The organism is Haematobacter sp., assembly GCF_032102465.1.
GTDB lineage: Bacteria > Pseudomonadota > Alphaproteobacteria > Rhodobacterales > Rhodobacteraceae > Haematobacter.
In genome coordinates, this window is the sequence record NZ_DAMDHB010000022.1 from 34,256 (window position 1) to 60,850 (window position 26,595).

The 26,595-nt window shown below is 66.7% G+C and carries 26 protein-coding genes; 20 read left to right on the plus strand and 6 right to left on the minus strand.

From position 1 onward, the window contains the following. Nucleotides 1–34: 34 nt before the first annotated feature. From pth to RT513_RS13800, 10 genes are all read left to right on the plus strand, one after another. Nucleotides 35–715 carry an aminoacyl-tRNA hydrolase gene (gene pth / locus RT513_RS13755; RefSeq protein ID WP_290688013.1) on the plus strand — a complete coding sequence of 227 codons (681 nt, stop codon included), beginning with the start codon at nt 35–37 and terminating at the stop codon, nt 713–715. Further along, nucleotides 715–1,095, plus strand: coding sequence for a DUF2237 family protein (locus RT513_RS13760; protein WP_088216713.1), 381 nt, complete (start codon nt 715–717; stop codon nt 1,093–1,095). Before pth ends, RT513_RS13760 begins: the two co-directional genes overlap by 1 nt. Then, the gene (locus tag RT513_RS13765) at nt 1,092–1,700 is read left to right on the plus strand and encodes a d(CMP) kinase (RefSeq protein WP_290688016.1); all 609 of its coding nucleotides are present in this window, start codon (nt 1,092–1,094) and stop codon (nt 1,698–1,700) included. Before RT513_RS13760 ends, RT513_RS13765 begins: the two co-directional genes overlap by 4 nt. 111 nt (nt 1,701–1,811) lie before the next feature. Next, nucleotides 1,812–3,491 carry a 30S ribosomal protein S1 gene (gene rpsA, locus RT513_RS13770; RefSeq protein WP_290688018.1) on the plus strand — a complete coding sequence of 560 codons (1,680 nt, stop codon included), beginning with the start codon at nt 1,812–1,814 and terminating at the stop codon, nt 3,489–3,491. Between the two features lie 264 nt (nt 3,492–3,755). Then, a complete protein-coding gene (gene ihfB / locus RT513_RS13775) occupies nt 3,756–4,052 on the plus strand; it encodes an integration host factor subunit beta (RefSeq protein WP_035707499.1) in 297 nt (98 codons plus the stop codon). Beyond that, entirely contained in the window at nt 4,052–4,420 is a 369-nt protein-coding gene (locus RT513_RS13780; RefSeq protein WP_290688024.1) for a lipopolysaccharide assembly LapA domain-containing protein, read from the plus strand. The genes ihfB and RT513_RS13780 overlap by 1 nt, the downstream gene beginning before the upstream one ends. 11 nt (nt 4,421–4,431) lie before the next feature. Then, nucleotides 4,432–5,094, plus strand: a complete 663-nt coding sequence (locus RT513_RS13785; protein WP_088216717.1) for a phosphoribosylanthranilate isomerase — start codon at nt 4,432–4,434, stop codon at nt 5,092–5,094. 2 nt (nt 5,095–5,096) lie between these two features. Beyond that, nucleotides 5,097–5,540: a GNAT family N-acetyltransferase gene (locus tag RT513_RS13790; protein WP_256947395.1), complete on the plus strand. Its 444-nt coding sequence runs from the start codon at nt 5,097–5,099 to the stop codon at nt 5,538–5,540. A gap of 13 nt (nt 5,541–5,553) precedes the next feature. After that, a complete protein-coding gene (gene trpB / locus RT513_RS13795; protein ID WP_290688027.1) occupies nt 5,554–6,783 on the plus strand; it encodes a tryptophan synthase subunit beta in 1,230 nt (409 codons plus the stop codon). Between the two features lie 93 nt (nt 6,784–6,876). After that, nucleotides 6,877–7,842 (plus strand): alpha/beta hydrolase, encoded by a 966-nt coding sequence (locus tag RT513_RS13800; RefSeq protein ID WP_290688029.1) that lies wholly within the window; start codon nt 6,877–6,879, stop codon nt 7,840–7,842. An 80-nt stretch (nt 7,843–7,922) separates the two neighbouring features. Here RT513_RS13800 and hemE read toward each other — a convergent pair whose 3' ends face one another. Further along, nucleotides 7,923–8,948, minus strand: coding sequence for a uroporphyrinogen decarboxylase (gene hemE / locus RT513_RS13805; protein WP_290688031.1), 1,026 nt, complete (start codon nt 8,946–8,948; stop codon nt 7,923–7,925). Nucleotides 8,949–9,066: 118 nt separating this feature from the next. Between hemE and RT513_RS13810 the strand changes: the two genes are divergently transcribed. Continuing rightward, nucleotides 9,067–9,282, plus strand: a complete 216-nt coding sequence (locus RT513_RS13810) for a hypothetical protein (protein ID WP_256947394.1) — start codon at nt 9,067–9,069, stop codon at nt 9,280–9,282. A 2-nt stretch (nt 9,283–9,284) separates the two neighbouring features. Here RT513_RS13810 and RT513_RS13815 read toward each other — a convergent pair whose 3' ends face one another. From RT513_RS13815 to RT513_RS13835, 5 genes are all read right to left on the minus strand, one after another. Next, a complete protein-coding gene (locus tag RT513_RS13815; RefSeq protein ID WP_290688034.1) occupies nt 9,285–10,691 on the minus strand; it encodes an FAD-binding oxidoreductase in 1,407 nt (468 codons plus the stop codon). 127 nt (nt 10,692–10,818) lie between these two features. Then, entirely contained in the window at nt 10,819–11,493 is a 675-nt protein-coding gene (locus RT513_RS13820) for an arylesterase (RefSeq protein ID WP_290688036.1), read from the minus strand. Next, nucleotides 11,493–12,803 (minus strand): virulence factor family protein, encoded by a 1,311-nt coding sequence (locus RT513_RS13825; protein WP_313534113.1) that lies wholly within the window; start codon nt 12,801–12,803, stop codon nt 11,493–11,495. Before RT513_RS13825 ends, RT513_RS13820 begins: the two co-directional genes overlap by 1 nt. A 14-nt stretch (nt 12,804–12,817) precedes the next feature. Next, a complete protein-coding gene (gene mprF, locus RT513_RS13830; protein WP_313534114.1) occupies nt 12,818–15,427 on the minus strand; it encodes a bifunctional lysylphosphatidylglycerol flippase/synthetase MprF in 2,610 nt (869 codons plus the stop codon). 347 nt (nt 15,428–15,774) lie between these two features. Further along, nucleotides 15,775–16,254, minus strand: coding sequence for an Lrp/AsnC family transcriptional regulator (locus RT513_RS13835; RefSeq protein WP_088216725.1), 480 nt, complete (start codon nt 16,252–16,254; stop codon nt 15,775–15,777). Between the two features lie 198 nt (nt 16,255–16,452). On the opposite strand from RT513_RS13835, the gene RT513_RS13840 reads away from it, so the two are divergent. From RT513_RS13840 to RT513_RS13880, 9 genes are all read left to right on the plus strand, one after another. Beyond that, entirely contained in the window at nt 16,453–17,685 is a 1,233-nt protein-coding gene (locus RT513_RS13840) for a 3-methyl-2-oxobutanoate dehydrogenase (2-methylpropanoyl-transferring) subunit alpha (RefSeq protein ID WP_088216726.1), read from the plus strand. 3 nt (nt 17,686–17,688) lie between these two features. Beyond that, nucleotides 17,689–18,702, plus strand: a complete 1,014-nt coding sequence (locus RT513_RS13845) for an alpha-ketoacid dehydrogenase subunit beta (RefSeq protein WP_035707527.1) — start codon at nt 17,689–17,691, stop codon at nt 18,700–18,702. Between the two features lie 2 nt (nt 18,703–18,704). Further along, nucleotides 18,705–20,087 carry a dihydrolipoamide acetyltransferase family protein gene (locus RT513_RS13850; RefSeq protein ID WP_313534116.1) on the plus strand — a complete coding sequence of 461 codons (1,383 nt, stop codon included), beginning with the start codon at nt 18,705–18,707 and terminating at the stop codon, nt 20,085–20,087. 1 nt (nt 20,088) lies between these two features. Beyond that, nucleotides 20,089–21,477, plus strand: coding sequence for a dihydrolipoyl dehydrogenase (lpdA, locus tag RT513_RS13855; RefSeq protein WP_290687957.1), 1,389 nt, complete (start codon nt 20,089–20,091; stop codon nt 21,475–21,477). 536 nt (nt 21,478–22,013) lie between these two features. Further along, entirely contained in the window at nt 22,014–23,153 is a 1,140-nt protein-coding gene (locus tag RT513_RS13860; RefSeq protein ID WP_373447817.1) for an AI-2E family transporter, read from the plus strand. Nucleotides 23,154–23,379: 226 nt separating this feature from the next. Beyond that, nucleotides 23,380–23,934: a VPLPA-CTERM sorting domain-containing protein gene (locus RT513_RS13865; RefSeq protein WP_088216731.1), complete on the plus strand. Its 555-nt coding sequence runs from the start codon at nt 23,380–23,382 to the stop codon at nt 23,932–23,934. A gap of 113 nt (nt 23,935–24,047) precedes the next feature. Beyond that, the gene (locus RT513_RS13870) at nt 24,048–25,058 is read left to right on the plus strand and encodes an ABC transporter permease (protein ID WP_290687954.1); all 1,011 of its coding nucleotides are present in this window, start codon (nt 24,048–24,050) and stop codon (nt 25,056–25,058) included. After that, a complete protein-coding gene (locus RT513_RS13875) occupies nt 25,024–25,851 on the plus strand; it encodes an ABC transporter permease (protein WP_290687952.1) in 828 nt (275 codons plus the stop codon). The genes RT513_RS13870 and RT513_RS13875 overlap by 35 nt, the downstream gene beginning before the upstream one ends. After that, the coding region (locus RT513_RS13880; RefSeq protein WP_313534115.1) for an ABC transporter ATP-binding protein at nt 25,848–26,595 on the plus strand (748 nt) is incomplete at its 3' end. The genes RT513_RS13875 and RT513_RS13880, both read left to right, overlap by 4 nt.

Consider the following 26,595-nt stretch of genomic DNA (forward strand, 5'->3'; position numbering starts at 1 on the left):
CGGCTAAGGTGAAGGCCAGCCGGAGGATACGCCAGTGAAACTTTTCGTGGGTCTCGGAAATCCCGGATCGCGTTATGCCGGAAACCGTCACAATATCGGCTTCATGGCGGTGGACCGGATTGCCGCCAGCCATGGTTTCGCGCCATGGCGGCAGAAATTTCAGGGCCAGATCACCGAAGGGCGTCTGGGCGACGAGAAGGTCGTGCTGCTGAAGCCGGAGACATTCATGAACCTCTCCGGCCAGTCGGTGGGGGAGGCCATGCGCTTCTACAAACTGACGCCGCAGGAGATCGTGGTGTTCCACGACGAGCTCGACCTGCCGCCCGGCAAGGTGCGGATGAAGGCGGGCGGCGGCCATGCCGGGCACAACGGTCTGCGCTCCATGCACCAGCATATCGGCGAGGCCTATGCGCGCGTGCGGCTGGGGATCGGCCATCCCGGCGACAAGGAGAAGGTGGCGGGCTACGTGCTCTCCGATTTCGCCAAGGCCGATGCGCCCTGGCTGGAGGAGGTGCTGATCGGGGTGGAACGCGGCGCGCCGGACCTGGCGGAGGGCAACTCCTCCCGCTTCATGACGGCGCTTTCGCCCGAACCGGCGGCCAAACGGGCACCCGCAGCGCAGACCGCGACGCCTGAAGCCGCGAAGCCAGCCCCGCCGGAGCCCTCTGCCAGTCCCTTCGAGCGGCTGCGCCGCCTGCTCCCGGGATCGCGCTGATGAGTGAGAGCGGACGGCTGCCGTCGATCAACGTGCTGGGCGAGCCGCTGGAGACCTGTTCCACCCGTCCGATGACCGGCTTCTGGCGGAACGGCTGCTGCGATACCGGACCGGCGGACGGCGGGCGTCACTCCGTCTGTGCCGTGATGACGGCGGAGTTTCTCGCGCTCTCCAAATATCTCGGCAATGACCTCTCCACGCCACGGCCGGAATACGGCTTTCCCGGCCTGCAACCGGGGGACAAGTGGTGTCTCTGCGCGGGCCGGTTCCTTCAGGCCTGGGAGGAGGGTGCCGCACCGCGCATCCGCCTTGCCGCCTGCCATGCGGCAACGCTGGAGGTGGTGCCCCTCGAAATCCTCATGGAATGCGCCACGGAATGACGTCTTTCTTCTTTACCGTCGCGATCGACGGGCCAGCGGCTGCCGGCAAGGGCACCATCTCCCGTGCGGTCGCGGAGCGTTTCGGTCTCGCTCATCTGGACACCGGGCTGCTCTACCGGGCGGTCGGGCGTCGGATGCTGGCCGGGGAGGATGCGGTTGCCGCCGCAGAGACGCTGGGGCCGGATGATCTGGAAGGCGATCTTCGCCAGCCGCAGATCGCGGATGCGGCCAGCCGCGTCGCCGCGATTCCAGAGGTGCGTGCGGCGCTGGTGGCCTTTCAGCGCCGCTTCGCGCGGCGGGACGGAGGCGCCGTGCTGGACGGGCGCGACATCGGGACGGTGATCTGCCCGGAGGCGGAAGTGAAGCTCTATGTCACCGCCTCGCCGGAGGTTCGCGCGCGGCGGCGGCAGGCCGAGGAAGGGCGCGACTATGCGGATGTGCTGGCCGATGTGCTGGCCCGCGACCGGCGCGACAGCGAGCGGACGACCGCTCCGCTCAGGCCCGCGGAAGATGCAGTCTTGCTCGATACGTCGGATCTCGCTATAGACGCGGCCGTCAGCAGGGCGATTGCGGCAATCGAGTCGAAGTGGAAAGGGCGGAAGTGATCTTTCGCCCCATTCTTGCATAAGACGCCACGTCATACCACCTGACACCACACAAAGACCGGCGGAGCCAACCGCCAGGCCCGTATAACATGCAAAGGAAACTGTTTATTTATGTGCGCTAAAGCGACCATGGAGGAGTTCGAGGCCCTCCTTAACGACAGCCTCGCCATCGACACGCCCCAAGAGGGCTCCGTCGTCCGCGGCAAGGTCATCGCCATCGAGGCGGGCCAGGCCATCATCGACGTGGGCTACAAGATGGAAGGCCGCGTCGATCTGAAAGAATTCGCAGCCCCTGGCGAGGCTCCGGAAATCGCCGTGGGCGATGAGGTCGAGGTTTATCTCGACCGCGTCGAGAACGCCCGTGGCGAAGCGGTCATCAGCCGCGAGAAAGCCCGTCGTGAGGAAGCCTGGGATCGTCTGGAGAAAGCCTACGCCGCCGAACAGCGCGTCGATGGCGTCATCTTCGGCCGCGTCAAGGGCGGCTTCACCGTCGATCTCGGCGGTGCGGTGGCCTTCCTTCCGGGAAGCCAGGTCGATGTCCGCCCCGTGCGCGATGCCGGCCCGCTCATGGGCATGAAGCAGCCGTTCCAGATCCTCAAGATGGACCGCCGCCGGGGCAACATCGTCGTTTCCCGCCGTGCCATCCTTGAAGAGTCCCGCGCCGAGCAGCGCGCCGAAGTCATCGGCAAGCTCACCGAAGGCGATGTGGTGGACGGCGTTGTCAAGAACATCACCGAATACGGCGCCTTCGTCGATCTGGGTGGTGTGGACGGCCTGCTGCACGTCACCGACATGGCGTGGCGCCGCGTGAACCACCCGTCCGAGATCCTGGCGATCGGTGAGACCGTGAAGGTCCAGGTCATCAAGATCAACAAGGAAACCCACCGTATCTCCCTGGGCATGAAGCAGCTCCAGGACGATCCGTGGGATGCGGTCGAGCGGAAATACGCCATCGGCACCGTCCACAAGGGCCGCGTGACCAACATCACCGACTACGGCGCATTCGTCGAGCTGGAGCCGGGTGTCGAGGGTCTGGTCCACGTGTCCGAGATGTCCTGGACCAAGAAGAACGTCCACCCCGGCAAGATCGTCTCCACCTCGCAGGAAGTGGACGTCATGGTGCTGGAGATCGACAGCGCGAAACGCCGCGTGTCGCTCGGCCTCAAGCAAACCATGCGCAACCCGTGGGAAGTCTTCGCGGAAACGCATCCCGTCGGCACGCAGATCGAGGGCGAGGTCAAGAACATCACCGAATTCGGTCTGTTCGTGGGTCTCGACAACGACATCGACGGCATGGTCCACCTCTCCGATCTCTCCTGGGATCAGCGGGGCGAGGATGCCATCCAGAACTACCGCAAGGGCGATGTCGTCCGCGCGGCGGTGACGGAAGTCGATATCGACAAGGAGCGCATCTCGCTCTCCATCAAGGCGCTTGGCGACGACACCTTCTCCGAGGCGATCGACGGCGTGAAGCGCGGCTCGATCGTGACGGTCAACGTCACCGCGATCGAGGATGGCGGCATCGAGGTCGAGTACAACGGCATGAAAGCCTTCATCCGTCGTTCCGACCTGTCGCGTGACCGCGCCGAGCAGCGCCCCGAGCGCTTCCAGGTCGGCGATCATGTCGATGCGCGCGTGACCAACGTCGACTCCAAGACCCGTCGTCTGGGCCTGTCGATCAAGGCGCGCGAAATCGCCGAGGAAAAGGAAGCCGTGGAGCAGTACGGTTCCTCCGACTCGGGCGCGTCTCTGGGCGATATTCTGGGCGCCGCGCTCAAGGATCGCAGCTGAGCCTTTTCAGGTTGCAAGTGATTTGGGCGTCCACCCCTCGGGGTGGGCGCTTTTCTTTGCAAAAATTGTTGGCCGTTTTCGTGCCTGAGTTGATTTACTCGCTCATTCCGTGTCGAAATTTCCGCACGATCACTCAATAGGCGGATATCGGCCCGGATGTTTCCGGTTTCTCCCGTCTTTCCAATGGTTTCCTGTTTCTCGCGCTTGCGAAAGACCGTATAGTCCCGATGGAATAGTCGCGATATTTGTGAAACGGGGGGACGGATGATCCGGTCGGAACTCATCCAGAAGATTTCCGAAGAGAACCCGCACCTGTTTCAGCGGGATGTGGAGCGTATCGTCAACACGATCTTTGAAGAGATCATAGAGGCGATGGCGCGGGGCGACCGGGTGGAACTCCGGGGTTTCGGAGCCTTCTCCGTCAAGCAGCGGGACGCGCGCGTTGGCCGCAATCCCCGCACCGGAGAATCGGTTGAAGTCGAGGAGAAGGCAGTGCCATTCTTCAAGGCCGGCAAGCTTCTGCGTGACCGGCTGAACGGGAAGGAAGGTACTGAGGACTGATGCGCTATTTCCGTTACGGATTGATCGCGGTGCTGGGCATCGTGCTTGTCGTCATTGCCGTCGCGAACCGCGATCCGGTGGTATTCCGCTTCCTGCCAGTGTCCGCCGCGCAGACGTTCGGCGGAAGCTGGGCGGTGCAACTGCCGATGTTCGTCATCCTGCTGGGGGGCATCACGATCGGGGTTCTTGTCGGCTTCGTCTGGGAATGGTTCCGGGAGCATGGACACCGCAAACGTGCCCGCGTGAAATCGAAGGAAGCCGCGAAGCTGGAGCAGGAAGTCGTTCAGCTCCGGCGGGAGACCGGACGCCCCAACGGCAAGAAGGACGAGATCGTCGCCCTACTTGAGACTGGCAACGGCAAGCGGTAGAACCGCGGCTGATGACACGTCTTCGCATCCCCCCCAAATCTGTGCGCGTGAAGGTCTGCGGCCTGCGCGAGCCCGCCCATGTTGCGGCAGCCGCAGAGGCGGGCGCCGCCTATGCGGGCCTTGTCTTCTTTCCGCGCTCTCCGCGCGCCCTCAGCATCGCCGAGGCGCGGATGCTGGCGGCGGAGGCTCCTGCCGGTCTGGCCAAGGTCGGACTTGTCGTCGATGCGGATGACGCGCTGCTGGACGCCATCCTGGCGGATGTGCCGCTCGACATGCTGCAACTGCATGGCCGGGAAACACCGGCGCGGGTGGCCGAGATCCGTCAGCGCTACGGATTGCCGGTGATGAAGGCTGTCGGCATCGCCGGACCGGAGGATATCGCGCGGCTTGCCGATTACTGGCCGGTGGCCGACCAGATCCTCGTCGATGCCAAGGCCCCGAAGGATGCGGCGCTGCCCGGCGGCAACGGCGTGGCCTTCGACTGGGGTCTTTTGTGGAACCTGCGCTGGCCGGTGCCGTGGATGCTGGCAGGGGGGCTGACGCCCGCGAACGTGGCCGATGCGCTGCGCGTCACGGGGGCTGCGCAGGTCGATGTCTCCTCCGGCACCGAAAGCGCGCCGGGCGTGAAGGATCCCGATCTGATCCGTGCCTTCATCCGGGCGACGCAGTTGTGAGCGTGACCTTCCGCCCCGCGCGGCTGGAGGATGTGCCCGCCATCGTGGCGCTGCTGGCGGATGATCCGCTTGGCGCGGCGCGGGAATCCGCGACGCTTGCGCCCTATGAGGCCGCCTTTGCCCGGATCGCCGCTTCGGCGGACATGCATCTGATCGTTGGCGAACGGCAGGGGCGCGTCGTCGCGACCTATCAGCTGGCGATCATGCCGGGTCTGTCCAATGCGGGCCGGACGCGTGCCACGCTGGAAGCGGTGCGCGTGGCGGCGGAGCTGCGCTCGCAGGGGGTGGGCGCATTGCTCGTGGCGGATGCGGAGGCCCGGGCGCGCGCGGCCGGGGCGGGGATTTTGCAGCTCACCACACATAAAAGCCGCAGCCGGGCGCATGCCTTCTACGACAGGCTTGGCTTTACCCCATCCCACATAGGTTATAAACGCGATCTGACCTGACGGGAGGCGCGCGATGCAAGGCGGGAGCAACAGCTACAGGACCGGACCGGACGAGAACGGAAGGTTCGGCAATTACGGCGGACGTTTCGTCTCGGAGACGCTGATGCCTCTGATCCTGTCGCTTGAGGCGGAATACGAGCGGGCCAAGCACGATCCGGAGTTCTGGGCGGAGATGAACGATCTCTGGACCCATTACGTCGGCCGCCCCTCGCCGCTCTACTACGCCGAACGTCTGTCGGAGACGCTGGGGGGTGCAAAGATCTACCTCAAGCGCGAAGAGCTGAACCATACCGGCGCGCACAAGATCAACAACGTGCTGGGCCAGATCCTGCTTGCCCGGCGCATGGGCAAGACCCGGATCATCGCGGAAACCGGCGCGGGTCAGCACGGTGTCGCCACTGCCACGGTCTGTGCCAAGTTCGGGCTGAAGTGCATCGTCTATATGGGCGCGCATGACGTGCAGCGTCAGGCCCCCAACGTGTTCCGCATGCGGCTTCTGGGGGCAGAGGTCGTTGCCGTCACCTCTGGGCGCGGCACGCTGAAGGATGCGATGAACGATGCGATGCGCGACTGGGTGACCAATGTGCGCGACACGTTCTATTGCATCGGCACGGTCGCGGGGCCGCATCCCTATCCGGCCATGGTGCGCGATTTCCAGAACATCATCGGCAATGAGACCCGCGCCCAGATGGAGGCGCAGGAAGGGCGGCTGCCCGACACGATCATCGCGGCCATCGGCGGCGGGTCGAACGCCATGGGCATCTTCCACCCGTTCCTCGACGATCCTTCCGTGCGGATCATCGGCGTCGAGGCCGGCGGCAAGGGCGTGGATGAACGGATGGAGCATTGCGCCTCGCTCACCGGCGGGCGTCCGGGCGTGCTGCATGGCAACCGGACCTATCTGCTGCAGGATGCCGACGGGCAGATCCTTGAAGGTTTCTCCATCTCTGCCGGTCTCGACTATCCCGGCATCGGGCCGGAGCACGCCTGGCTGCACGATACGGGCCGGGTCGAATATGTCTCCATCACCGATGCGGAGGCGCTCTCCGCCTTTCAGGATCTGTGCAGCTATGAGGGCATCATTCCGGCACTGGAATCGAGCCACGCGCTCGCCCATGCCATCAAGATCGCGCCCGATCTGCCGAAGGATCACCTGATCGTCGTCAACCTGTCCGGGCGGGGGGACAAGGACATCTTCACCGTCGCCCGCGCGCTCGGGGTCGAGGTGGAAGTCACGCCCTGAACGGGCGCCGTTCCGCCGCAGGGGCGGGAGCGGACTGGCGTTTTCGCGCAGGATCATTAGCCTTCCGGTCAGCCCCTGCCGACTGGAGACAAGATGACCCTGCGCCTGCTTGCCGCCCTGCTGCTGACCCTTGCCACCCCGCTCCGGGCCGATCTGCGCCCCGAGACCTTCACCAGCTCCGCGCTGCACCGCGACATCCCCGCGAATGTCTATGTGCCTGACGGTGACCCGCCGCCGAACGGCTGGCCCGTGCTCTACCTGCTGCATGGCCATGGCGGAAACCAGAACAGCTGGCGCGATCTGGGGAATATCGAGCCGACGCTTGACCGGCTGATCGGGGAGGGGCGGATCGATCCGCTCCTCGTCGTCATGCCGGATGCCGGGAACAGCTGGTATGTGGACAGCGCGACGCTCGGCGGGCCGGGGGATTACGAGACCGCCGTCACGCATGACCTGCGGCTCGCCGTGGAGGCGCGCTATCCCGTCCGCAAGGACAGGGAGGGCCGGGGCATCGCGGGGCTTTCCATGGGTGGGTTCGGGGCGCTCCGCCTCGCCTACAGCCACAACGATCTCTACGTCGTCGCGGCGAGCCTGTCGGGCGCGATCTGGCAGAATGTGACCGCGCCCAATCTCGACGACACGCCGGAGGAATTGCAGGTGGTGCAGGAATCGGCCTTCCTGAAGAACCCGACTTCCGCCCTTGCGCTGCCGTCGGTGGGCGATCACTTCGACGGGGCTTTCGGCCGACCCTTCGATGCGGAGCGGTTCAACCGGCTGAATGTGTTCACGCTGATCGAGGGCGCTGTCGCCTCGGAGAAGCCGCTGCCCGTCACCTATATCACCTGCGGCGACGATGACGGCTACCGTCTGTGGCGCGGCGCGGTGGACCTGCATGAGACGCTGCAGGCGGCGAAGCGGACTTCCGAGCTGCGCATCACCGATGGCGCGCATACATGGTCGCTCTGGCAGCAGACCATCGTCGATGCGCTGCTGTTCATCGACCGCCAGTGGTTGCCCACCGCCTATCCCGAACCCGCTGTCAGCCCGCCCAAACCCTGACCGAAGCCCTGAGGTGCCAGCCGGCGAAACCCAAGGGCGTCAGGCCGCGCCGAGGCGCCACCGCGCCGGAGGGAGGCGCTTCAGCCCCGGATCGCCTCCAGCATCCGGCTGACGTTATCGGGATCGGCGTCGGGCGTGATCCCGTGACCGAGGTTGAAGATATGCGGCCCCTGAGAGAACGCGCGTACGATCCGCCGCGTCTCCGCCACGAGGTCAGGCCCCCCGGTGACAAGGTGGTGAGGGGCGAGGTTGCCCTGCACGCAGCCATCCCCCTGCACGGCCCGCGCGGCCCATTCGGCATCGACCGAATTGTCCAGCGCGACGCAGTCAGCCCCCGTCGCCCGCGCAAAGCCCGCATAGCGCTCCCCTGCCTCCCGCGGGAAGGCGATGATCGGCACGCCGGGATGGCGCTCCTTCAGCGCGGCGATGATGCGCCGGGCGGGGGCGACGGCGAATTGCTCGAAATCCGCGCCCTTCAGCGACCCGGCCCAGCTGTCGAACAGCTTGACGACCTCCGCACCGGCCTCGATCTGGGCGGAAAGGTAAAGGACCGTCGCCTCCGAAATCCGGTCGATCAGCGCGGCGAAGGCCGTCCGGTCGCGCGCGATCATCGCATGGGCCGGCCCCTGATCCGGGGTGCCGCGCCCGGCGACCATGTAGGTGGCCACCGTCCAGGGCGCCCCGGCGAAGCCGATGAGCGTCACTTCCGGCGGCAGCGCGCGCGCCACGAGGCGCACCGTCTCATAGACGGGGGAGACCGTCTCATGCACCGCTCCGGCCGGGCGGAGCGCCGCGACCCCCGCCGCATCGGTCACGGTGGAAAGACGCGGCCCCTCTCCCTGCACGAAGCGCAGGTCGAGCCCCAGCGCCTGCGGCACCAAGAGGATATCGGCAAACAGGATCGCCGCGTCGAAGCCGTAGCGCCGGATCGGCTGGAGCGTCACCTCCGCCGCGAGGTCGGGGGTGTAGCACAGGTTCAGGAAATCCCCGGCCTTCGCCCGCGTGGCGCGGTATTCGGGCAGGTAGCGCCCCGCCTGCCGCATCATCCAGACGGGCGGAACATCCTGCCGTTCCCCGGCGAGGGCACGAAGTATCTTCTTGGTCATGGCGGCTCTCCTCCGCCGACCGTGAACGCGACGCGGGGGCAGAAGTCAAGTCAGCCGGTTGCCGCGCCGGAGAGGGAGGCGTAAGCCCTCCGCATCCAGCCGGACATATGTGCAAGACATGATCTTCTTCATCCCCTTCCTTCTGCTCGCCGTGATCGTTGGTCTGTGGTGGACGCGCCGGGGCAGCACGCTCACCCGCGATTGCCGCTGGCGGGAGGATCGCGCCCATGCCACCGCGACCGAGCGCGTCTTTCGCTGCGCGGCCTGCGGGGCGGAGACACGCGTTCCCGCGGGCCGGGAGCCGCGCGACTGCCTCCGGGCGCAGACGCCCTGAGGTCAGGGCAGCACCTTTCCGGGATTGAGCAGGCCCTGCGGGTCCAGCGCGGCCTTGATCCGGGCCATGACATCAAGTGCTACGGGATCCTTGTGGGCCGCCATCGTGGGCCGCTTGGACAGGCCGATCCCGTGTTCGGCGGAGAAACTGCCGCCCAGCCGCACTGCCTCTTCCGCCACAGCGTTGCGCAGCGCGGCGAGCAGGGGAGCGTCATCGCGTGTGGGGAAGGCGGTGTAATGGAAGTTTCCGTCGCCCAGATGCGCGATGGCCAGCTCATCCGCGCCCGGATCGAGCGCATGGAGCCGCGCGGTCATCGCGGTGAGGAAGTCCTGCATCCTGTCGAGCGGCAGGGAGATGTCGGTATCGACATGCGGCTTCTGCGCGAATGTGATCTCCGCCGCGGCCTCCCGCACCGCCCACATCTCCGCCCGCTGTGCCTCCGTCCGGGCCAGCGTGGCATCCAGCACCTCACCCCGCGCCATCGCCATGGCAAGCGTATCCTCCAGCCGTGTCACCACCGGAAGCGAGCCGTCGGCGAGCGGCTCCGCCTCATGCGGGGCGGTCACGCCGATCTCGATGAGCAGGGTGGAGGGGTAGCGCGTGGCGAAGGGTTCCTTCAGGTCGGGGCGATGCCGGGCGAGCCGCTCCATATAGGCGGCGGGCAGGTATTCGAACGCCTCGACCGCGCCGCCCGTCTCCCCCTGCAACCGGTTGAGCAGGTCGAGCGCCACGGCAAGGCCCGGCACCGCGACCATCGCCGTCGCATGGGCGCGGGCGGCGGGCACCAGCTTCAGCACCGCCGCCGTGATGACGCCGAGCGTGCCCTCCGCCCCGATGAACAGGTCGCGCAGGTCGTAGCCGGTGTTGTCCTTGCGCAGTTCCGACATGAGGTCGAGCACGCGCCCGTCCGCCAGCACCACCTCCACACCCAGAACGAGCGCGCGGGTATTGCCGAACCGCACCACGTTCGAGCCGCCCGCATTGGTGGAGAGAAAGCCGCCCACCTGAGCCGAGCCGCGCGCGCCGAAGGTCAGCGGGAAGGCCAGATCATGCTCCGCCGCCGCGTCATGGATGGCCGAGAGGACGACGCCCGCCTCGACTACGGCGATGCGGGAGGCGGGGCGGATCTCGCGGATGCGGTTCATCCGTTCGAGCGAGAGCATGACCCCGCCCTCCGCGAAGGTGCCGCCATTCAGCCCCGTGCCGCCGCCGGTCGGCACCACCGGGACACCCGCCGCGGCGCAGAGCCGCAGGATGGCGGCCACCTCCTCCCTGCTGGCCGGACGCACGACGGCGAGCGGCGTCCAGACGTATTTGCCCGTCCAGTCGTGGCTGTAGCGTGCCGTTTCGTCGCCGGTCAGTACGTTGGCCGGGCCGGTGATGTCCCGAAGAGCGTCGATCAGTGCCATGCGATGTCCCCCGCCGTTTCGCGCGGCACCTGACGCCTGCGCCCCACCGCTGTCAACCGGACGCTGTGCTCTGCCTGCTTCGCTGACGCTGGACCATGAGTGGCAAAGCGGCTGCCCGGAGGCGCTTTCAGCGCGGCAGGATTGCCTCCACGGCGGGGCCGAGCGCCTCCACCACCAGTGCCACGCCCTCCGCATTCGGATGGATGCCGTCCAGCAGGTAGCGGGGCGCCTCGAACGGGGTGGAGAGGTGGCGGAGGATGCCGAGGTAGAAATTGGGATAGAGCGGCACGTCCTGCGCGGCGGCGACCTCTGACCACAGGCGATTGTAGCGGAGCGCCGGGGCATGGATGCCGGGGATCTCCACGCCGACCAGCAGCGCCGGGATGGCGCGCACCCGGATCTCTCCCATGATCGCCGTCAGATTGGCCGCGGCGGTGTCATAGGGCACGCCGCGGAAGGCATCGTTGCCGCCTAGGCTCACGATCATTGCATCGGGTCTCGGACGGAGGGCCCTGTCGAGCCGCGCGCGCCCGCCGCGCGTGGTGTCGCCCGCGACGCCGGCGTTCTCCACCCGCACATCCCAGCCGCGCGCCCGCAGCCACGCTTCGAGCTGCACCGGCAGGCTCTGCCGCGCGGGGAGGCCGAAGCTCTGCATCAGGCTGTCGCCAAAGGCCACGACGCGCAGGGTGCGAGCCTCTGCGGAAGGGGCCGCGAAGAGGACGAGGCAGAGAAACAGCAGTCCAAGGACCGCCGCCTTCGCGACGGAAACCTTGCATGCTGGCAGGCTCCGGCGGCGGGTCATCAGGGTAGCAGCTTTGCCATCAGCTTGGCGGCCAGCGCATCATAATCGCCGTCGAAATGGTGCCCGCCCGTCGTCTGTATCTTGCCGAAGCCGGCAAGGCGCGGATCGTTGCAGGCGGTATCTTCCTCCTCGTCGCCGGAAACGCAGATCGTCCTGTCCGCCGGCAGCGCGGCGATGGCAGCCGGCACGTCGTAGCCGGTGCTGTCGAGCCCGAGCCAGCCGCCCACCGTCACCTGGAACGAGGTGGAGGGGCCGGGTGCCAGCAGCCCGATGAGACGCGTCCGGTCGCGGAGCGGCTGCGGCAGCAGGGGCCAGGCGAAGGGCAGCGTATCGGCGCCGAAGGAATAGCCGATCAGCCCAACCGGCAGCTTGCCCGTGGGATCCGCCTTTGCGGCGATCGTGGCAAGGTCGCGGGCCAGTTCCTCCGGCGTCCGCTGGGACCAGAAGTAGCGCAGGGCGTCCAGCCCCACGGCGTGAACGTCATGCTGGGCGAGCCAGTCGGCCACCGACTTGTCCAGGTCGCGCCATCCGCCATCCCCGGAGATCACGATGGCAAGCGCACGTGGTTTGCCGCCGGTCGCCGGAACATCAACAGCCGGCAGGTCACCGAACGGCTTCACCGAATCCGCGATGTCGCTCACGGCGGCGGCGACCTGCGCCTCCGGCGCATCGGTGTCCAGCTCCTCCACCGTCACCTCCTCCTGCCCGGAAGCGGCCTCTTCGACGGCGGAGAGCACTGCCTCCGGCGCAAAGAGATGCGCGGTCCGCTGCACGGCGGGGTCGAAACCCATGGGGCCGGGCGCGGGCAGGTCATCCGGGCGGCATATCGGGCGGGGCAGGGCGGTTTTGCCGTCGAAGCCGCTGCCCACCGCCGCGGCAAAGGAGGCGACAGGCGCCTCCGCCACGGCGGCATAGGCGAACGCCGCCCCCGCGCCGCGCCCCGCGAGGATCGGCGGGAGGTAGGTCTGAAGCCCCGCCTGCCGCTCCGCCGTCTGGGCCAGATCGCTGATCGCGCCGTCCACCGGCAGGCAGTCGCCCTCCTCTGCCGCGAGTTCCTGCATGTGACGGGCATAATCCACCGCAAGGACCATGGACCCCTCTGCCGTCAGTGCCGCGACCATCCGGTCATCCGCCGCCTGCCAGCCCGCCGCGTCGGAGAAATAGACGACGACCGCTTTCGGCCCATCCTGCGGCAGGGGGGCCGGCATGTGGAACGGGACGTCGGTCAAACCCTCCGCGCTCACCGTGGGGGGCGCATCCTGACCGTGAACGGGCGTCATGGCGAGCAGCGCCACAAGGGCCGTCAGCACAGATTTTGCATATGTCATCGTTTCAACACCCGTATCGGATTGCCGGAGATCAGCGCCGTCACATCCATCAGCGCCTGCGGCATGGCGAAGCCGCCGGGACAGGCGAGGTACTGCGACGTCCAGACCGGCCCGAACTTCTGCTTGAAGGCGCGCAACCCCTCGAAATTGTAGAACTCGTCGCCCCGCCGGTAGATGAAGGTGCCGAGCCGGTTCCATGTCGAGGCCAGCGGATGATCGGCCAGCCCCGCAAGAGGCGCCGCGCCAAGGTTGAACCAGCGATAGCCCTCCGCCTTTCCGTAGAGCAGCAGCCGGGCGAAGAGCGCGTCCATGATGACCTTGGACACGCCGGGCCGGTAACGCATGAGGTCGATCGACAGTTCGTTCAGATTGTCGCCGGACCGCCAGAGATTGGCAAAGGCGACGATGGCCCCCTCCTTGCGGAGTACGGCGATGTCGAATTCCTTGATGTAGTCGTCATCGAACCGGCCGAGGGAGAAGCCCTTTTCCGCACCATGCTTCGTCTCCAGCCAGGCATCCGACACGCCGCGGAGATCCTCCAGAGCGGCAGGAACCTCCGCCGCGGGGATGACGGAGAATTCCAGCCCCTCACGGGTGGCGCGCTTGTCGGCATAGCGGAAGTCCTGCCGCGAGGGCCCTTCCAGCGAGAAGCTGTGCAGGTCCACCCGCGCGACCTCTCCCGTCTTCAGGAGGGCGAGACCAAGCTCCAGATACACGGCCAGCCATTCCGGGGTGACGGAATAGTGGATGGCCCGCATGCCGTTGCGATCGGCGGCCTCGGCAAAGCGCCAGATCAGCCGGCGACCCGCTTCCGCATCGCCCACCGGATCGCCGAGCGCGATCCAGCTGTTGCCCTGCTCGCCATACATCAGGAAGGCGGTTTCGTCGGCGGAAACCATGAAGGACTTGTCCCCCAGCAGCGCCACGTTGGGCTGGGTGGCGGACGTGGTCTTCAGGATGCGCCGGACGGCATCGGGGATCTCCACCGGGCCGGAAACCTGCCTCCCGGTGGGCCGGTTCAGCCAGCTGTCGATGGTGAGCGCCCCGGTGATGATGACGAGCGCCAGCGTCGCCCGCAGGAAGCGCGAGGCGTCCCCGTCCCAGTCGAAGCTCCACCAGAGATTGTTTTCGTAATCCACGTGGCGGTAGGCCAGCAGCCCGATCAGCGTGAAGAAGGCGATGATGACGATCAGCAGGGCGAGCCAGGTGGGCGTCAGCCGGAAGGATCGCATCCGCCCGCGCCGGTAGAAGGCGCCCGGAAACATAGCGAGCAAGAGGGCGGCGGCGAGCAGGCCGCTCGCCTCCTCCCAGTCCAATCCCTTGGCGAGAGAAAACACCGCCCCTGCGCAGAGCAGGCAGAGCGCCAGCAGGCGGGCGCGGGCAATCCGCCTGAACAGGCCGCGGGAGATGACGATGAGGAACAGGCCCGCGACGCTTGCCATCAGGTGTGAGGCTTCCGCAAAGGGAAGCGGTATCAGCCCGCTCAGCAGACCCACCCGATCGGCGAGAGCGGGGACGTTGCCGGACAGCAGGAGGATGCAGCCGCCGACCAGCGTTGCCGTTCCCGCCAGAGGCGGCACGATCCGCTGCACGACAGGGCTGACCCGCCCCGCTACCGCCCGGACGGCATGGCGCGCCCGGTAGCCCTCGAAGCCCAGAAAGGCGATCCCGGCGATTGCCAGAGGCAGGAAGTAGTAGATCACCCGGAACAGAACGAGCGCAGCCACCACATCCGGCCGGTTGCCCGCGCCGAGCCCCAGCAGCACCGTCGCCTCGAACACGCCGAGGCCGCCGGGCGCGTGGCTGACCGTGCCTATGACCAGCGCCACGACGAACAGGATCAGGAACATCGCGTAGCCCTGCGTGACATCGCCGGGCAGCAGCACATAGAGCGCGGCGGCGGCGGCGGCGATATCGGCGGCGGCGACGAGGATCTGGGCCGTCGCGTTCCGGGCGGAGGGCAGCGGCAGGCGCCAGTTGAACAGCATGACCTCCCGCGGGTTGCGAGAGAGCCACAGGAGGGCGGCCAGGATCGCCGCGACGATGACCCCGCCGATGACCCGGTCCGCCATGGGCGAGACGATCTGAAGGAAGGGAATGCCGTCCGGGTCGAGCAGCAGCGCCAGTCCGATCACCGCACCGATCCCGGCAGTGAAGCTCAGAAAGGATATGCCGACGATGCGCCCCACATCGGAAGCATCCAGCCCCGCCGCCTGATAGATGCGGTAGCGGATCGAACTGCCCACCACGACGTGAAAGCCGATGGCGTTGGAGATCGCATAGGCCACCGCGCCCGCAAAGGCCGCGAGCCGGACGGGCACCCTGTCCGGCGCGACGCGCCGCGAGGCCAGAACGTCGTAGAGCCCGAGGGCGCAGAAGCTCAGCACCGTGAAGCCCAGAGCCTCCGCCAGCGCGATCCGGGGCGTGCCCGTGATGGCGGCCTTGATGTCGTCCAGCCGAAGCTCGTCGCTGATCTTGTAGATCACCACGGTTGCGATGACGGCGATGACCGCGCCGATCAGCGGCCCCGCCACCCGCGGCTCCAGCAGTCGGACGGCTAGCTTCGCAACGCCCGTCTTTTCAGGCGAGGGACGCGGCATTTCCATATTCTTTTCGGTCATTGAGACCCGCTCTTGGCAGCCCGGATACGGGTCATCTTGTCGCAGAAAAATAAGAGACCGGCCATAGTCCTGTTCCTGTCTGACAAGCACGCTTGTGCGATCCGGTCCCGGTGCGGAGGGGGAGGGCGTACCGATACCGGCTTGGCGGTTGCCGGTCTCCCGCCGCCGTTTCCGTCAGCGCTCCTCCTCCGCCACTGACCCAGGGCGGGCGCGCGACAGATGGTGCAGTTTCGCCCAGCGTCGAGACTTTTCCCAAACTCCTTCGCCCCTTGCGCCTTCCCCATGCGCTTTCGACACGGCTTACGCTCTTTTCCTTTCCGCGCGATGAATGCTCAGATCTCCGGCACGACGGACTGGCTCCGCTTGAGGCAACGTAGCGTGAAGCTCGACCGGGCATGGCGGATGCCCGGCACGCGGAACAGCTTCTGGCGGAGGAAGTCCTCGTATCCCCGCGTGCCATTGGCGGCGACCTTGATGAAATAGTCATATTCGCCGGTGGTGAGATAGACCTCCAGCACCTCGGGCAGAGCGACCATCGCCTTGCCGAAGGCTTCGAGTGCGGTGTCATCATGGCGGTCGAGCATGACTTCGATGATGACCGTCTCCGCCATGCCGAGCCGTTCCTGATCCAGCACGGCGGTATAGCCCCGGATGTAGCCCTCTGCCTCCAGCCGCCGGGTGCGCTGCCAGCAGGGGCTGGGCGAGAGGCCTATCTCGTCTGCGAGCTGGGCATTGGTCAGGCGGCCGTTCCCCTGAAGGGCGCGGAGGATCCGGCGGTCGATTCGATCAAGGATGCGGCTGGGTTCGGGCATGGTGTCCAAAGATGCTGCCGGGATTGGCGCAGATCGTGAAAGAAGCTTCTGACACAAAATCGCCATGCGCAAGGATCGGAATTTCCTTTTGGCCGCTCGGCATTATCCTCATACCGGGGAGAGGGGGCGGAGAGGAGCCGCCCGGCACGCCGTGGCCAACCCTTCCCATACCGCGCGACCGCGCCTTGAGGAGACGCCATGGACGACCTGCCGCCGCTCAGCCTGCACGTTCCCGCCCCGGAGGTCCGGCCGGGAGACAAGCCGGACTTCAGCCATGTGACGATCCCCCGCGCGGGCACGGTCCGCCGCCCCGCGATCGATGAGAACCCCGAGGATATGCGGGACATGGCCTTTACCATCATCCGGGTGCTGAACCGGCAGGCGGAGGCGGTCGGCCCCTGGGCCATCGAGCTGTCCGATGACGCGCTCCGCGACGGGCTGAGGCACATGATGATCCTGCGCGCCTTCGACGCCCGGATGCTGACGGCGCAGCGCCAGCAGAAAACCTCCTTCTACATGCAGCATCTGGGGGAGGAGGCGGTGTCCTGCGCCTTCCGCAAGGCGCTGAACCCCGGCGACATGAACTTTCCCACCTACCGGCAGGCGGGATTGCTGATCGCGGGCGACTATTCGCTCCGCACGATGATGAACCAGATCTATTCCAACGCGGAGGATCCGATGCGCGGCCGGCAGATGCCGGTGATGTATTCGGACAAGCCGCAGGGGTTCTTCTCCATCTCCGGCAACCTTGCGACGCAGTATATTCAGGCGGTGGGCTGGGCGATGGCTTCGGCCATCATGAACGACCGCAAGATCGCCGCGGCCTGGATCGGCGATGGCTCCACGGCGGAGAGCGACTTCCACGCGGCGCTGGTCTTTGCCTCCACCTACAAGGCGCCGGTGATCCTGAACGTGGTGAACAACCAGTGGGCCATCTCCACCTTCCAGGGTATCGCGCGGGGCGGGTCGGGCACCTTCGCCGCGCGGGGGCTGGGGTTCGGCATTCCCTCTCTCCGGGTGGATGGCAACGACTATCTCGCGGTGCTTTCCGTCGCGCGCTGGGCGGCGGAGCGGGCGCGGCGGAACCTCGGGCCGACGATGGTGGAATATGTCACCTACCGGCAGGGGGCGCATTCCACCTCCGACGATCCCTCCGCCTACCGCCCGGCGGAGGAAAGCTCCGCCTGGCCGCTGGGCGACCCCATCCTGCGGCTGAAGAACCACATGATCCTGAAAGGCATCTGGTCCGACGAGCGTCACGCCCAGGCGGAAGCGGAGATCATGGCCGAGGTCGTTGCCGCGCAGAAGGAGGCCGAGGCCATCGGCACGCTGCATTCCGGCCACCGCCCCTCCGTGCGCGAGATGTTCGAGGACGTATACGAGACGATGCCGCCGCACCTGATGCGCCAGCGGCAGGAAGCGGGGTACTGAGCCATGGCGCGCATGACGATGATCGAGGCGCTGCGCGACGCGCTCGACGTGGCGATGGGCCGCGACAACCGCGTGATCGTGTTCGGCGAGGATGCCGGATATTTCGGCGGGGTCTTCCGTGTGACCTCCGGCCTGCAGAAGAAATACGGGCCGACGCGCTGTTTCGATACGCCGATCAACGAATCCGGCATCGTCGGGGCGGGGATCGGCATGGCGGCCTATGGGCTTCGCCCGGTGGTGGAGATCCAGTTCGCGGATTACGTCTATCCCGCCTATGACCAGATCGTGTCGGAGGCCGCGCGGCTGCGCTACCGCTCCAACGGGGAATTCACCTGCCCCATGGTGATCCGCATGCCCACGGGCGGCGGCATCTTCGGCGGGCAGACGCATTCCCAGTCGCCGGAGGCGCTGTTCACCCATGTGACGGGGCTGAAGGTCGTCGTGCCGTCCAACCCGCAGGACGCCAAGGGGCTGCTGCTGTCCGCCATCGAGGATCCCGATCCGGTGATCTTCATGGAGCCGAAGCGGCTCTACAACGGCCCGTTCGACGGTCATCATGAACGCCCGGTCGCATCGTGGAAGAACCATCCCTTCGGAGAGGTGGAGCCCGGCCACTACACCGTTCCCTTGGGCAAGGCCGCCATCCGGCGGGAAGGCTCCGCCGTGACGGTGCTGACCTATGGAACCATGGTCCATGTGGCGGAAGCCGCGGCGGAGGAGACGGGTGTGGATGCCGAAGTGATCGACCTGCGCACGCTGCTCCCGCTTGATCTGGAGGCGGTGACGGCCTCCGTGCGCAAGACCGGGCGTTGCGTGATCGTGCATGAGGCCACGCTCACCTCCGGCTTCGGGGCGGAACTGGCGGCGCTGGTCCAGCAGGAGTGTTTCTACCATCTGGAGGCTCCCGTGCGGCGGGTGGCGGGCTGGGACACGCCCTATCCGCATGTGCATGAGTGGAGCTATTTCCCCGGGCCTGCGCGGGTCGGCGCGGCGCTCACAAGCATCATGGAGGCGTGAGCATGGGAACCCTGTCGATCAGGATGCCCGACATCGGCGAAGGCATCGCCGAGGCCGAGCTTGTGGAATGGCACGTGACACCCGGAGACATCGTGCAGGAGGATCAGCCGCTCGCCGCCGTGATGACGGACAAGGCGACGGTGGAAATCCCCTCTCCCGCTTCCGGCAAGGTGGTCTGGCTGGGCGGAGAGGTGGGCGACAGCATCGCCGTGAAGGCGGAACTGATCCGGCTGGAAGTGGAAGGAGAGGGGAACATCTCCGCCGATGCGGAGCCGCCGATGCGGGCGGCGAAAGCAGCGGAAGGAGGGAGCGGGGCGGACGAAGCCCCGCGCGCGGGTGTGCCCGCCGAAGGGGCCGCCGAATCCACTGCCGAATCCTCCGCCACCGAATCCTCCGCCACCAAATCCCCGGTCGCCAATTCCCCGACTGCCAAAAACGGCGAGGCTTCGCGCGCGGCTGCAAGGCCCGAACCCCGGGGGCAGGGGCGCCCTGCGCCCGCCGCCGCTCTCCGGCCGGAGGGGGAGCGGCCGCTCGCCACGCCCTCCGTCCGTCAGCGGGCGCGGGAGGCGGGGGTCGATCTGCGCTTCGTGCGCGGTTCCGGGCCAGCGGGGCGGATCACCCATGACGATCTGACCGCGCATGTAGAGGCGGGCGCGCCCGAGGGCCGCCCCGCCCATCGCCGCGACGGCTCCGTCACGGAGGTGAAAGTCGTCGGCCTGCGCCGCAGGATCGCGGAGCGTATGCAGCTCGCCAAGCGCAACATCCCCCATATCAGCATCATCGAGGAGGTCGATGTCACCGGGCTGGAGGACCTGCGCGCCAAGCTCAACGCCGAAGGCAGGGGCGCGGCCAAGCTGACCCTTCTGCCGTTCCTCATGAAGGCCATCGTGCGGGCGGTGCGGGAGCAGCCCGCGCTGAACGCGCTCTATGATGACGAGGCGGGCGTCGTGCGGCAGTTCGGCGGCGTGCATATCGGCATCGCCACCCAGACGCCGAACGGGCTGATGGTTCCGGTGGTGCGTCATGCGGAGGCGCTGACACTGCGCGAGGCGGCGGGGGAGCTGCTGCGGCTGGCGGAGGCCGCGCGCGACGGCAGCGCCACGCGGGAGGAGCTTTCCGGTTCCACCATCACCGTCACCTCGCTTGGCCCGCTCGGGGCCATCGCGACCACACCGATCATCAACCACCCGGAAGTCGCCATCGTCGGGGTCAACCGGATGCAGATCCGGCCTTTCTGGGACGGGACGGAATTCGTGCCCCGCAAGATGATGAACATTTCCTGCTCCTTCGATCACCGGGTGATCGACGGATGGGACGCGGCGGTCTTCGTTCAGCGGCTGAAGACGCTGCTGGAAACGCCTGCGATGATTTTCGTGGAGGAATGACATGGCCGAACTGACCTGCAAGCTGCTCGTGATCGGGGCAGGCCCGGGGGGCTATGTCTGCGCGATCCGCGCCGGGCAACTGGGGGTGGACACGATCATCGTCGATCCGCGCAAGCCGGGGGGCACCTGTCTCAACATCGGCTGCATCCCGTCCAAGGCGCTGATCCACGCGGCGGAGGAGTTCGCCCGCCTGCGGACCTTCGCGGCGGAGGGGACGTTGGGCATCACCGCCGCCGACCCCGCCATCGACCTTTCCCGCACGGTGGCGTGGAAGGACGGCATAGTGGAGCGGCTGAACGGCGGCGTCGGGGCTTTGCTGAAGAAGGCCAAGGCGCGGCTGATCGAGGGCACCGCGCGTTTCGTGGATGGCAAGACCGTGACGGTGACCACGGCGGAGGGCGAGAGCCACACCATCACCGCGGAAACCGTGGTGATCGCGACCGGCTCCGTGCCGGTGGAACTGCCCTTCCTGCCCTTTGGCGGGGATGTCATCTCCTCCACCGAGGCGCTGTCGCTCACGGATATCCCACGGACGCTGGCGGTGGTGGGGGGCGGATATATCGGCCTCGAACTCGGCACGGCCTTCGCCAAGCTGGGGTCGCAGGTCACGGTGGTGGAGATGGCCGACCGCATCCTGCCGCTTTACGACGCGGACCTTACAAGGCCCGTGGCGCAGCGGTTGCAGGCGCTTGGCGTCCGGGTGCTCACCGGGGCGAAGGCGCGGGTGTTCGGCAACGGCCAACTCACCGTGGAGACCGACCGCGAGGTGGAGCAGATCGCGGCGGAGAAGGTGCTGGTGACCGTCGGGCGGAAGCCGCAACTGGAGGGGTGGGGGCTGGAGGAACTGTCGCTCACCCGGAACGGCCGGTTCCTCGCGGTGGATGACGGGTGCCGGACGTCCATGCGGGGGATCCATGCGATCGGCGATGTGACGGGGGAGCCGATGCTCGCCCATCGTGCGATGGCACAGGGGGAGATGGTGGCCGAGATCGTCGCGGGGGAGCGGCGCGTCTGGGACAAGCGGGTGATTCCCGCCGTGTGTTTCACCGACCCGGAGGTGGTGACCGCCGGTCTTTCGCCAGAGGAGGCGGAGGCGCAGGGCATCGCCACGCTGATCGCGAGCTTTCCCTTCGCCGCAAATGCCCGTGCCATGACCGTTGAGCGCGACGACGGTTTCATCCGCGTGGTGGCCCGCAAGTCCGATCACCTGATCCTCGGGATCCAGGCGGTGGGGCATGACGTTTCGGAACTGGCGGCGGCCTTTGGTCTGGCCATCGAGATGGGGGCGCTGCTGGAGGATGTGGCGGGAACGGTTCACGCCCATCCCACGCAGGGCGAGGGTCTGCAGGAGGCCTGTCTTCGCGCGCTCGGCCACGCGCTGCACATCTGAGGAAAGCCACGCGCTGTGCAAGAAGGAAGAAGCCGCGCCTTTTGGAAAGGCGCGGCTCAACATTCACTTCGGTCACTCAGAAAACGTTAACGAGATAGAGGATGATGATGAGGGGGATCGGAATACCGATCAGCCAAGCAAGTACGCCCTTCAACGGAGGCTCCTTCGTTTACGGGTGCCTGTTCACGCGCGTTCTGCGTGATCTTTGCCGTTCCACTCGAACCGGCATGTCGCGCGTGATAAGCTTCGGCACCGCTATTGCTGTAACAACGGCAGCGAGGGCGAGCAAAAAGGGAAGCGCTGTGGTCATCTGCTTCTGTCCTGCCTTATCCTTCTGAGGGTTAACGCGGCCCCTCCGCTGTAGTTCCGCCGTTGGGTAAAAAAGCCGTTGGGTAAAAAACAGGTGCGGCATTGCCGATCTTGCATCGGGCTGCGGGATCGCTTCTTGTCCAGTGGTGCGCTGGCAGCGCATGCAAGCGGAGCAAGGCGTGGATCAGGTGACGGACAACGAGCACGAGAACAAGCGGGATCGGCAGATCCATCTCGTCCACCGCGCGGACCTGCGCCGCCCGCCGTTGATCGCCTATTCCTCTCTTGCCCGATGGCTTCTGGTCGGCGTCCTCGCCGCGTCGGTCTGGTTCTTTCATGACTTTCTGGTGCCGGTGCTGGCGGCGACGATCATCGCCTTTGCCACATGGCCGCTGCGGGTGCGGCTGCATGACAGGGTCGGGCTGGGGCGGACGCTGACGGGCGCTTTGCTCGTCCTGCTCATCGTGCTGTTTCTGGTGATCCCGATCATCATCGCGCTTGGCTATGCGGCGCGCGAGTTTCGGGAATGGCTGTCATGGGCCATTCAGATCAACGCCGTAGGAGGGCCGCCGCCCGACTGGCTCGACACGTTCCCCGTCATTGGAAGCTGGCTGGTGGAGCAATGGAGCCAGCATATCGGGCGCCCCGGCGCGATCGGAGAGCTTGTTCAGGTGACGAGCGGGGCCAATATCGGCACGATCTATCGGGGTGTGCTGACGGCGAGTTCCATGGCGCTGCACCTCGCGCTGGCGCTGATCTTCATGCTCATCACCCTGTTCGTGCTTTACCGCGACGGGGACCGGGTGGCGGCGCAGCTCGACATGATGGGGGAGCGGATCGTTCCCGGCAGATGGGAGCGGCTTTCGCGGATCATCCCGCGCACGATTTCCTCGACCGTCACGGGGATGACGCTCATCGCCATAGGGGAGGGCCTGATTCTCGGCGTGGCCTATTGGCTGGCGGGGGTGCCATCCCCGGTCACCTTCGGGGTCATCACAGGCTTCATGGCATTGATACCGGGGGGCGCGCCGCTCTCTTTCACGCTCATTTCCCTCTATCTGGTCGGCAGCGGTTCCGCCGGCGCGGGTGCGGCCCTGTTCATCTGGGGTTGCGTAGAACTGTTCATCGTCGACAAGACCATCCGGCCCGTGCTGGTCGGGGGGCCGGTGAAGCTGCCGTTCCTGCCCACGTTCTTCGGCCTCATCGGCGGGGTGAAGACGCTCGGCATCGTCGGCCTGTTCGTGGGGCCAGTGCTGATGGCGCTGCTTGTCTCCATCTGGCGCGAATGGGCGCGGGAGATCGCGGCTCATCCCTTGCCCCAGAGTGCATTGCCGAAGGTTCCGCTGCGCGAGAATCCACCCGACTAAACCTCCGTTCGTTTCCTGCGAAGAAATAATGCGGCAGTGCTTCAATGCGGCACTGCCGCATAATTTTTCGTCACTTTGCGGCAGCACCATCATGTCATCGGAGAGAAACAAATATTTTCATACTAAATTTTAAAAGATTCCTTTCTTTTAGAGAGACTTGTGTCACCATCTCCCTCGGGCGCCACGATGCCCATGTGGAAAGTTTTAAGTTTTCCGGGGGAATATCATGACTGTTAAATCTCTTGCTTTCGCGACCGTTGCGGCGGTCGCTCTTTCGGCTGGCGCTGCACTTGCAGCACCCATCTATGCAACCGGCGCGACTTGGACACCCGGCTTCGGCGATCTGAGGCCCGGGCGGAGCAATCCTGACAACGCGCTCGGTACGCCTGACGGGAAATTTCTGTCGCTCGGTTATGGCGGCTTTGCCGATTTCACCTTCGGCAAAAGCTTCACAGGACCCGGCGCGGTGATCGAGGTGACCTGGCTGCCGCGCGATACCTATTTCGAAAGCGCGGAAGTGTGGGGTGGCTCGGCCGGCAGCTTCACCAAGATCGGTGAAATCACCAACGCCATGGAGACCATCGCCCTGTCGTTCAGCGGTATCTTCGATACCCTGCGTATCATCGACACGTCGCCCGTCATTCTCGGCCGCGGACGCGATGGCTTCGATATCGACTCCGTCTCCGTTTCTCCCGTGCCGCTTCCGGCTGCCGGCGTCCTCCTCGCTGGTGCGCTTGCGGGTGTGGCGGGTCTGCGCCGCATGCGTCGCAAAGACGCCTGATCGGACTGACCCCTGTAAAAGGCGGCGCCTCGGCGCCGCCTTTTTCTTTGCTTGCGGGGCTGCGCATTTCCCGACATGTCTGATTCTGTGAGGTGTCGGGCCGAAAGGATCGCATGAAGTTTCTGCTGCTGCGCTGCCTTGCCGCGATTCCGACGCTGTTCGCCGTTCTCTGCCTCGGTTTCATGCTGACCCGCCTGCTGCCGGGCGATCCTGCCGCTCTGTATGCAAGCCAGCCGGGGATGACAGAGGCGGAAACGCGGGCGCTTCGGGCGGAACTTGCTCTCGACAAGCCGCTGCCAGCTCAGTTCGGAGCCTATGTCACGGGGCTGGCACGGGGGGATCTCGGCTATTCTCGCGCGACCGGCCGGCCCGTGGCGGAGGAGATTGCCCGCCGCCTCCCCGCGTCGCTGGAGCTTGCGCTTTGCGCCCTTTTCATCGCGCTTTCCCTGGGGGTCACACTCGGCATCGCCGGCGCGCTCCGGCCTGAAAGCGGCATCGACAGGATCGGAAGCCTGCTGTCGGCAATTTGCCTCAGCATTCCCACCTTCGTAACTGCGTTGTTTTTGTCACATCTTCTATATGATGAGTTGGGCTGGCTGCCCGAGCCCGTGGGCCGGTTGGACCCTTTCCTGTCATTCCCTCAAAGGATTACGGGTTTCCTTATCGTGGACAGTCTCGTTGCGGGAGACGGGCAGGCTCTGGCCTCCGCCATCGGTCATCTGGTGCTGCCCGCGCTGACAATGGCAATCTTCGCGCTCGGTCCCATCGCCCGGATCACCCGGACCGCGATGGGGGAGGCCCTGTCGGCGGATTATTTCCGGGCGGGGCGCGCGCGTGGACTGGGGGCGGGCCGACTGATCGGGAGCTATGCGCTTCGGAATGCCCTGTTGCCGATCAGCACGACGGCCGGACTGACCTTCGCCTATCTTTTCGGCGCGAATGTCGTGGTGGAACAGGTGTTCGCCTGGCCGGGGCTGGGGAGCTTCGCGATGGACGCGCTCGTCGCGCTCGACTATGCGGCATTGCAGGGCTTTCTGCTTGCCGTCGCTGCGGTGCTGATTGCCGCCAACCTGCTTGTTGATCTGACCCATGCTCTCATCGACCCGAGGACGGCCCATCGCTGACCGACTGCCCCTGCTGCTGCTGGGCGGCTTCGTTCTGCTGGCGCTCATCGGGTCCTGGATCACCCCCTTCGATCCGCTGGCGACGGATGCGGCGCGGGCGTTGTCGCCGCCCTCCGCGCGGAACTGGTTCGGCACGGATCACGTGGGGCGGGACGTGTTTTCACGGACCATCGCCGCCGCGCGGATCGATCTGGGGATCGCAGCGGCGGCGGTATTGCTGGCGGCAATACCTGGCACGCTTCTGGGGGCGGCGGCGGGCTTCCGTGGCGGCTGGGCCGATGCGCTTCTGGGGCGGGTGAGCGAGGTGATGCTGGCCGTCCCGCTCTTTCTCCTTGCCATGGCGGTCGCGGCGGTCATGGGGCCGTCGATGAGCAGCCTCATCCTTGCCACGGCTCTGGTGAACCTGCCCTTCTACATGCGCCTTTCCCGGACGGAGGCCGCGCGGTTGCGCAGCGCGCCCTATGTGGAGGCGGCCCGCATCGGCGGCTCCGGCGAGGGGCGGATCCTGCGCCTGCTCCTCCTGCCCGAGATCCTGCCGGTGGTGGCGGTCCAAAGCTCGGTGAACCTCGGCTGGGCCATGATGAATGCGGCGGGGCTGTCGTTCCTTGGCCTCGGTATCCGGCCGCCCACGCCCGAATGGGGCCTCATGGTGGCGGAAGGCGCGCGGTTCGTGGCCTCGGGGGCGTGGTGGATGGCCGCGTTTCCGGGGCTCGCGCTGATGCTGGCGATTCTGGCCTGCAACCTGTCGGGGGACCGCCTCCGGGGCTGGCTTGCCGTCCGGGGGCGGGAATGAACCTGATCGAGGTCGAGGATCTCGCCGTGGCGGTCGGTGGGCGGACCGTGCTGGCGGGGGTATCGCTCACGCTTGCGCCGGGCGAACGGCTGGCTCTCGTCGGGCCGAGCGGGTCGGGCAAGTCGATGTTCGCCGCCGCCATCGCCGGGCTGTTGCCCGCTCGGGCGGTGCGGGTGGGCGGCACGATCCGGTTCGCCGGGCAGACACTGGCGGCACCCCCGGACTGGCAGCCCCTTCGCGGGCGGCGGATCGGCATGGTGTTTCAGGAGCCGCGCCGGTCGCTGAACCCGCTGCTTTCCATCCGGGATCAGGTGGCCGATGTGGTGGCCCGCCACCAGCCCCTCCGGCCGAAGCAGGTCGCGGCGCGGGTTGCGGGGTTGCTGGAGGATGTGCGCTTTCCGCCGGTTCTGGCGGACGCCCTGCCGCATGAACTTTCCGGGGGGTTGTGCCAGCGCGCGGCGGTGGCTGCGGCGCTGGCGGGCGATCCCGCGCTGCTCATCGCCGACGAGGCGACGACCGATCTCGACACCCCCACACAGGCGGGGATTCTGGACCTCATCGACAGCGCGGCGCGGGCGCGCGGCATGGCCGTGCTGCTCATCACCCATGATATCGCGGTCGTGGCAGGCCGGTCGGACCGGGTCGCCGCGCTGGAAGCTGGCCGGATCGTGGAAACGGGCGCCACGCGGGCAATGCTGGACACGCCGGGCTCCGCGCTGATGCGGGGGCTGGTCGCGGCGGCGC

Excerpts from the sequence above, each read along its gene's own strand:
- RT513_RS13760 (WP_088216713.1), top strand. The coding sequence starts at position 715 with ATGAGTGAGAGCGGACGGCTGCCGTCGATCAACGTGCTGGGCGAGCCG.
- RT513_RS13765 (WP_290688016.1), top strand. The coding sequence starts at position 1,092 with ATGACGTCTTTCTTCTTTACCGTCGCGATCGACGGGCCAGCGGCTGCC.
- rpsA (WP_290688018.1), top strand. The coding sequence starts at position 1,812 with ATGTGCGCTAAAGCGACCATGGAGGAGTTCGAGGCCCTCCTTAACGAC.
- ihfB (WP_035707499.1), top strand. The coding sequence starts at position 3,756 with ATGATCCGGTCGGAACTCATCCAGAAGATTTCCGAAGAGAACCCGCAC.
- RT513_RS13780 (WP_290688024.1), top strand. The coding sequence starts at position 4,052 with ATGCGCTATTTCCGTTACGGATTGATCGCGGTGCTGGGCATCGTGCTT.
- RT513_RS13785 (WP_088216717.1), top strand. The coding sequence starts at position 4,432 with ATGACACGTCTTCGCATCCCCCCCAAATCTGTGCGCGTGAAGGTCTGC.
- trpB (WP_290688027.1), top strand. The coding sequence starts at position 5,554 with ATGCAAGGCGGGAGCAACAGCTACAGGACCGGACCGGACGAGAACGGA.
- RT513_RS13800 (WP_290688029.1), top strand. The coding sequence starts at position 6,877 with ATGACCCTGCGCCTGCTTGCCGCCCTGCTGCTGACCCTTGCCACCCCG.
- hemE (WP_290688031.1), bottom strand. The coding sequence starts at position 8,948 with ATGACCAAGAAGATACTTCGTGCCCTCGCCGGGGAACGGCAGGATGTT.
- RT513_RS13810 (WP_256947394.1), top strand. The coding sequence starts at position 9,067 with ATGATCTTCTTCATCCCCTTCCTTCTGCTCGCCGTGATCGTTGGTCTG.
- RT513_RS13815 (WP_290688034.1), bottom strand. The coding sequence starts at position 10,691 with ATGGCACTGATCGACGCTCTTCGGGACATCACCGGCCCGGCCAACGTA.
- RT513_RS13820 (WP_290688036.1), bottom strand. The coding sequence starts at position 11,493 with ATGACCCGCCGCCGGAGCCTGCCAGCATGCAAGGTTTCCGTCGCGAAG.
- mprF (WP_313534114.1), bottom strand. The coding sequence starts at position 15,427 with ATGGAAATGCCGCGTCCCTCGCCTGAAAAGACGGGCGTTGCGAAGCTA.
- RT513_RS13835 (WP_088216725.1), bottom strand. The coding sequence starts at position 16,254 with ATGCCCGAACCCAGCCGCATCCTTGATCGAATCGACCGCCGGATCCTC.
- RT513_RS13840 (WP_088216726.1), top strand. The coding sequence starts at position 16,453 with ATGGACGACCTGCCGCCGCTCAGCCTGCACGTTCCCGCCCCGGAGGTC.
- RT513_RS13845 (WP_035707527.1), top strand. The coding sequence starts at position 17,689 with ATGGCGCGCATGACGATGATCGAGGCGCTGCGCGACGCGCTCGACGTG.
- RT513_RS13850 (WP_313534116.1), top strand. The coding sequence starts at position 18,705 with ATGGGAACCCTGTCGATCAGGATGCCCGACATCGGCGAAGGCATCGCC.
- lpdA (WP_290687957.1), top strand. The coding sequence starts at position 20,089 with ATGGCCGAACTGACCTGCAAGCTGCTCGTGATCGGGGCAGGCCCGGGG.
- RT513_RS13865 (WP_088216731.1), top strand. The coding sequence starts at position 23,380 with ATGACTGTTAAATCTCTTGCTTTCGCGACCGTTGCGGCGGTCGCTCTT.
- RT513_RS13870 (WP_290687954.1), top strand. The coding sequence starts at position 24,048 with ATGAAGTTTCTGCTGCTGCGCTGCCTTGCCGCGATTCCGACGCTGTTC.
- RT513_RS13875 (WP_290687952.1), top strand. The coding sequence starts at position 25,024 with ATGCTCTCATCGACCCGAGGACGGCCCATCGCTGACCGACTGCCCCTG.